Here is a 7251-nt window from a genome sequence, read left to right as displayed (position 1 = left end):
GCTAATAGAGCAAATTTCTAAAACTGTAGTTGCGGTAAAGCCAACAAGAAGCTTTCCCAGAATTAAAGTTCGGCAAAATAAAAGCAGGTTGCACCAAGCATATAAATAGCTTAACTTAATAGCATTGTTAGCGTCTCGCTAAGACCGAAGTTTAATTCTTTTTTACGGCCTGGGCGTTGTAAAGGCGCTTCGACTCCGCTACCATTGACGTTATTTCGCAAACCACTATTAATCAGTATTTTAATCGCTTTTGTATTTCCGTCCAGCTAGGCCATAGCACGGTATCTCCGTTCTACTTAAACCCGGCCTAACAAATTTTTCGGGCTGCACTGTTCTAGCCGCACAGCTGCCATCAAAAGAAAAATTTTCAGCCGGCATTTTTTGTTTCTTTTTGATGCCAAAAAGAAAGAGCCCTTCGGCGGCGGCGAGCCGAGGCAAGCCTATGGTGTATGGAAAAGAAACAATTGTACGTCACTCATATTGATTTTAAACAATTAATTACCCCTCAGCGTGACAACCCAAGGGAGAATTATCAACTGGCCTTAGCGTATTGTTAAGCATTTTTTTGTCACGGAAACACAGAGGGCACGGAAATTAGGCAAGAATTCAGAACCTCTTATCTGGCCTCAGTGTCTCGCTAAGACCGAAGTTTAATTCTTTTTTACCGCCTGGGCGTTGTAAAGGCGCTTCGACTCCGCTCAGCGTGATGACCCAAGGGAGAATTATCAACTGGCCTTAGCATCTAGCTAAGTGCTTTTTGCCACGGAAACACAGAAGACACGGAAACTAAATAGGCTTACACAGCTGCCACTTATCTCACATTTTTCCGGTAATCGAAACCAATGTTTTTATATGTTGTACCCAAAGAATAGACCTGATGGATTGAAAATCCCTTTTGGGCATTGGATAATTATTTTTATCAAAATTTTCCCAAAAGGATTGTAACAAACAGCAGGACTGGACCCTACCTATATATCACAGACTTTGCTCTTCAAGAAATATTCGACTCCGCTTAGGAAGAGAAAACACACAACATCTCGAATACCTTACACTTCATCTTTTTTTCGAAGCCTAAGAACAACAAACATCACCAAAACCGAGATTAAGATCATGATTAAGTAACTATAGCTTAGGTTACGCTCATCTTTAGCGGGGATCAGATTTACGATACCATAACTCAAAAAAGAAACGATAACATAGGTTATCCCTCCTGTTAAGCCGCCGGCAATCCCAGCATTTTTCGGGAATTTGCTCAGGCAGAAAGTGAAGTAATTATTAAAGGTAAAGCCTGCCCCTACATGGATTAAAAAGGCAAAGAAAATTAAAGACCAGAGGTTAGAAACAAAATTTAAGCTTACAATCATCAGGACTACAAATGCTACCTGAAACAGCGAGTTGATCATTAATCGTTTAAAGAAAGGTCTGTTAATGGTGGCCTTGCCAATAAAGCCCCCTACCATCCAGGCAAAACCTAAAAACAGGGAACTATAACCTGCAATAACGGGTGAGAAGTTGAAATGATGCTCAATGATAAATGGTCCAGTCATGTTGTAAACCATCACCATACAATAGGCTAAACCCAACATCACAATACCTAAGGTAAAGCTTGTTGTTTTAATCATTTCGATATAAATACCCGTTATCTTTTTCAGTTGAAAATCGGTAAAGTGTTTTAATGTTTCGCCACTGAACAAGAACTCCAGCACGGCGAAAACAAGTGCAAAACCAGCTAAGAAATAGAAATTAGATTCCCAACCAAATAATGTTTGCAGATAACCACCAATAAAAGGTGCTATAATTGGTCCGGTAGACCAGATAATAGAAAACAAACTCAGATAATGTTTTAACTGATCGCCCTCAAAAAGATCAACAAAGTAAGCGCGTTTAGCCACTACAATTGCACCTACAGTAAGACCATGGATAATGCGCATTAAATAAATAAGGTAAATGTTATGGGTAGTTGCAATGATGATACTTGCTGCAGCGAAAATTAATAATGCGTATAAACAGATTTTATATCTTCCAAAACTATCAAGCACACTACCAATAAAAAGTTGAGCAACCCCATAGCTTATTAGAAAAATGCTGAGTGTAAGTTGAACCTGAACATTGCTCACCTGCATTTCGCCAGCCATGGTAGGTAATGAGGGGATATAAATATCGGTAGCAAAACCCGACAATGGAATTAATGCAAAGGCCAGTAGAGTAGCCAAACCCTGGTGACGTTCTTTAATGTATTTTATTTGTGCTATATCTGCATTCATATTGGTAATGTAATGGTATATAAATATTCCAATCAAACAAGACCTATGTCGTTTTATGCGCCCTGCTGATTATTTACAACAAAATTAACTGTTTCACTTATCCTAAAACTATGCGAATCAAACAAAGGATTATTCAGGCCAAATAATTTCATTTTTTTACTTTAATCTAATAATTACACTTTTTTCGACGGCAATTACCCACTAGCGCGTGGCGTATTGAAAATTATATCTTGCTTTAAACGTTTTTAACCAAACTTTTTATAAGTTTGAGGAAACAAGCAAACAAAAGATGTTCGAAAAGCTATTCAGAAAAAAATCTATTTCCAAGATATTACAAGATGCGGCAAAAGGCTATGGCGACCATGAAAATACATTACATAAAACACTCGGAGTACGCGATTTAACAGCTTTTGGAATTGCAGCAATTATTGGAGCAGGGATTTTTAGTACGATCGGCAAGGCAAGTGCAGACGGAGGTCCGGCGGTAATCTTTTTATTTATTTTTACAGCAGTAGCCTGTAGTTTTGCGGCCTTTGCTTATGCAGAGTTTGCTTCAATGGTACCTGTTTCGGGTAGTGCCTATACTTATTCTTATGTAGCTTTCGGCGAACTGGTGGCCTGGATTATCGGATGGTCGCTCATTATGGAATATTCTATCGGTAATATTACGGTAGCCATTTCCTGGTCTGATTATTTTACAGGATTACTCTCAACCATCAAAATACCTCCCCTCGGCATAGAGGGCATCCATGTACCCGATTGGATGACAATGGACTATTTAAGTGCCTATAACGGACATAGACATGCTGAAGCGCTTCTGGCGGCTGGCAAAAACCTGGCCGATTTAGATTCGGCTACAGCCTTGGCCAACAATGCATGGCTTACTGCTCCAACAATCGGTAGTTTTCACCTTGTTGCAGATATTCCTGCCCTGGGCATTATCATTTTAATTACCTGGTTAATTTACCGTGGAATGAAAGAAAGTCGCAATGCCAGTAACGCGATGGTGGTGGTTAAACTTGCGGTAATTCTTTTGGTATTAGCGGTAGGTATATTTTATGTAGACACAAAAAACTGGGATCCATTTGCCCCGAACGGTGTTGCTGGGGTTTTAAAGGGCGTTTCGGCAGTATTTTTTGCTTATATCGGTTTCGATGCCATTTCTACAACGGCCGAAGAATGTAAAAATCCACAACGCGATTTACCCCGCGGCATGATGTGGGCGATAATTATTTGTACCATCCTTTATGTGGCTATTGCACTGGTTTTAACTGGTATTGTTAAATCGGATACCTTAGCTGTGGGCGATCCATTGGCATTCGTTTTTGATCAGATTAACTTAAAATTGATGAGCGGTATTATTGCCGTAAGTGCGGTATTTGCCATGGCCAGTGTACTTTTGGTTTTCCAAATGGGTCAACCACGTATCTGGATGAGCATGAGCAGAGATGGCTTATTGCCAAAATCGTTTTCAAAAATTCATCCTAAATACAAAACGCCTTCGTTCGCAACCATTGTGGTAGGCTTTGTAGTGGCTGTACCATCGTTGTTTATGAATCTTACTATTGTTACCGATCTCTGTTCTATCGGAACACTTTTTGCTTTTGTACTGGTTTGCGCAGGGGTTTTAGTATTACAGAACAGGCCTGATGTACAGCGTGGAAAATTCAAGATACCTTATGTGAACAGTAAGTTTATTGTACCTATTGTTTTAATTGCAACTATAGTTTTTGCATTCACAAAATATGGGAAAGAAACAAAAGCATTCTTTTTCAATTCCCCTAAAACAATCCAAACGGTAACTTTTGTTACTTCTTTAAGCGGCGATGAACTTAAAATTGTTAAAGAGGAAATTGTTAAAAATGCCTCGCCACAAATTGTATTGGCCGAAAAAGTAGATGCAGAATCTTATTTAAGTGCATTACCGGCCGATCGTTATGAACAGTTTATTTCAGCCTCAAAGGTACCGATAGAAAAGAAATACGAAAGCGGATGGGGATTGTTTAAGCACAAAATTCCGATGTGGATTTTCCTGATCATCTGTGTGATCATCACCTACTATTGCATTACTAAAAACTTGTCGTTAATTCCGGTTTTAGGATTGATTAGTTGTTTGTACATGATGTGCGAACTTGGCATTTCGAACTGGATCGGTTTCGGCATCTGGCTGGTAGTAGGCCTCGTGGTTTATTTTGCCTATGGTTACAGGCATAGTAAACTGGCAAAAATTGAAAGTTAATTATAAATGAAGTATAATCCTTTAATACATCATCGAAGATCGATCAGGCTAAAGGATTACGACTATTCAAATGCAGGAGCCTATTTCATAACAATCTGTTGTGAAGATAGAATCCATAGATTTGGAAAAGTTTCAGACAATAAAATGATCCTAAATGAATCTGGAACTATCGCTTACAATGAATGGATAAATTTATCCGTTAGATTTTCAAATTTCGAACTTGATGTTTTTCAGATCATGCCGAATCATATGCACGGCATAATAGTATTATCAGATATTTCTTCTTTTTCTACTGCTGTCGGGGCGACCCTTGTGGTCGCCCAAGAAGAAGATGAATTAAACAGGGTGACCGCAAGGGTCGCCCCGACAATTTCCGACATTGTTGGCGCATATAAATCAATTGTTTCTAATGCGTGCCTGCAACTATTCAAATCGCACGATAAAACAATGGGAAAGCTATGGCAAAGGAACTACTATGAACACATTATTCGTGATGAAAGAGCATATAATAACATCTCGAACTATATTATAGATAATCCCAGTAAGTGGGACGAAGACAAATTCCATTTATAAAACAAAAAAATCCCCTTTCTTTAACAGAAAGAGGATTCAATTATTTCTTCTTTACAAAGGCCAGCGCAGTAATCATTATCAGCCCGAATGCAGATGCAATCATATAATTATTGGCATGATCGAAATGGTACAGCTTAGCTATGGGTCCAGCTATAAACAAACTGACCCCCAATATTAAAATCGCAGTTCTCATCAATTAAACAGGTAACCTGTTCAATTCGATATCATCTGGTGTAACGAAAATCAACGGAACTTTCTCTACATCAACATAACTGCTATCCAAGCCAAAACTCCGCTCTTCTGATAAACTTAATTTTTTAAGGATAAAGTAATAATCCATAATCTGTCTTTCATAGAAACTTAACTTGGTGAACTTAGATAAATGTTTTTCTAAAAGAACAAACCTGAAATCGCCAGCAATTTTATGCTTGTTTAACGAAGTGTACTGACTGGTAATATCGATTTCTCCGTTCTTCACCAGCTCTTCAACTACTTTACGATACAATAAGTTTACACGCTGCTCAATCCTGAAGCCTAATCTAAAATCAATCCTGATCAGTTTTCCAGGGATCAGGAATTCAACTTTATAATCTAAAGTATAAGGCTCGTCCATTACATCAACATGCACCAACCAGTACACATCGGCACGTTTTGGTTCCTTTTGTATAATGGAATAGATAATTTTCGATTCAATCTCCGTTTTAAAGTTCGCACTGGTTAAATAAACCAGTTGAGACGAGTATTTCGGAACCGATTCATCTCCGCTCAGTTCAGTTAAAATCTCATAATAATCCTCAATTTCGACATATTTAACAAAGCGGTTTTTGATTTTTCGGGCTACAAACCAACTCCACATCACTGTAAACAATAACGAACCAATTAATACAGTTACCCAACCACCATGTAAGAATTTAGTTAAATTACTGATCAAAAATGTGCCTTCAATAATTACATAGGTAAAAAAGAATATCGCAACTAAATATTTCGGGAAACGTCTACTTCGCAAATAAAAACTAACGAGAATGGTGGTCATTAACATGGCTATGGTGATAGATAAGCCGTAGGCCGCATCCATTTTCTCTGCCTTTTGAAACAACAACACAATACCACAGCAACCAATCCATAACATCCAGTTAATAGAGGGAACGTATAACTGACCTTTAGAAACCGATGGGTAAACAATTTTAATTTTAGGCCAAAGGTTTAAACGTACTGCTTCAGCAATTAGGGTAAAAGACCCACTAATTAAAGCCTGACTCGCAATTACTGCCGCCATAGTGGCCAGTATAACCATCGGAATTTGAAACTGATCAGGAACGATCTGGAAAAATGGATTCATTTTTGCACCTGGAACATAACTTCCACTGTTCTGCAAAATCCAAACGCCTTGCCCTAAATAGTTTAAAATAAGGGTTAATTTCACGAATATCCAACTGATTCTGATGTTATTTCTACCACAGTGGCCTAAGTCAGAATATAAGGCCTCAGCCCCTGTTGTACACAAAAATACACCGCCAAGAATTAAAAACGCTAGTTTATTGGTAACCAGTAAATGGATGGCGTAATAAGGGTTAAATGCCTTTAGGATAGTGAAATCTTTAACAATAAAAGACATACCCAATACACCCAAAACAGCAAACCAAACAAACATTACGGGTCCAAAAAGCTTTCCAACCAAATTGGTTCCAAACTGCTGGATAATAAATAAGATGGTTAAAATAGTTAATACGATTGGAATAACCTGTATATCAAACTTATTAGTAAGCCCTTCAATTGCTGAGGTAACCGTAATACTTGGTGTAATAATTCCATCGGCCAGTAAGGCACAACCTCCTACCACAGCCGGAACCACCAGCCACTTCGCTTTTTTCCGAACCAATGAAAATAAAGAGAAAATACCACCCTCACCTTTATTGTCGGCCCTTAAGGTAATAATAACATACTTAATGGTCGTTTGTAGTGTTAGCGTCCAAATAATACAGGATAGTACACCAAGAACGTTTGTGGGATTTATATCCTGTTTACCGCCTAAAATGGTTGTAAAAATTGCATTTAAGGTATATAATGGAGATGTACCAATGTCACCGAACACAATTCCTAAACTGATTAGAACCCCGCCGGCGGTTAATGCGTTGACATTTTTATGATTTGACACTTCGTTGATTATTTTAGTGC

4 protein-coding genes are annotated in these 7251 nt (G+C 38.3%); 2 read left to right on the top strand and 2 right to left on the bottom strand.

Features of this window, described 5'->3' with window-relative positions; all coding sequences use genetic code 11:
- Positions 1-1046: 1046 nt before the first annotated feature.
- On the bottom strand, positions 1047-2264 hold the full coding sequence (locus LQ201_RS25560) for an MFS transporter (RefSeq protein ID WP_230146571.1): 1218 nt from the start codon (positions 2262-2264) through the stop codon (positions 1047-1049).
- A gap of 289 nt (positions 2265-2553) precedes the next feature.
- Between LQ201_RS25560 and LQ201_RS25555 the strand changes: the two genes are divergently transcribed.
- On the top strand, positions 2554-4503 hold the full coding sequence (locus LQ201_RS25555; RefSeq protein WP_230146570.1) for an amino acid permease: 1950 nt from the start codon (positions 2554-2556) through the stop codon (positions 4501-4503).
- A gap of 6 nt (positions 4504-4509) precedes the next feature.
- Positions 4510-5076 (top strand): transposase, encoded by a 567-nt coding sequence (locus LQ201_RS25550; RefSeq protein WP_230146569.1) that lies wholly within the window; start codon positions 4510-4512, stop codon positions 5074-5076.
- Between the two features lie 196 nt (positions 5077-5272).
- Here LQ201_RS25550 and LQ201_RS25545 read toward each other — a convergent pair whose 3' ends face one another.
- The gene (locus tag LQ201_RS25545) at positions 5273-7231 is read right to left on the bottom strand and encodes a KUP/HAK/KT family potassium transporter (RefSeq protein WP_230146568.1); all 1959 of its coding nucleotides are present in this window, start codon (positions 7229-7231) and stop codon (positions 5273-5275) included.
- Positions 7232-7251 lie beyond the last annotated feature (20 nt).

The sequence above is a fragment of the Pedobacter sp. Bi126 genome, assembly GCF_918698245.1.
Lineage (GTDB): Bacteria > Bacteroidota > Bacteroidia > Sphingobacteriales > Sphingobacteriaceae > Pedobacter.
The sequence above is the reverse complement of the archived record's forward strand: the minus strand, read 5'-3'. Positions and strand labels throughout refer to the sequence as shown.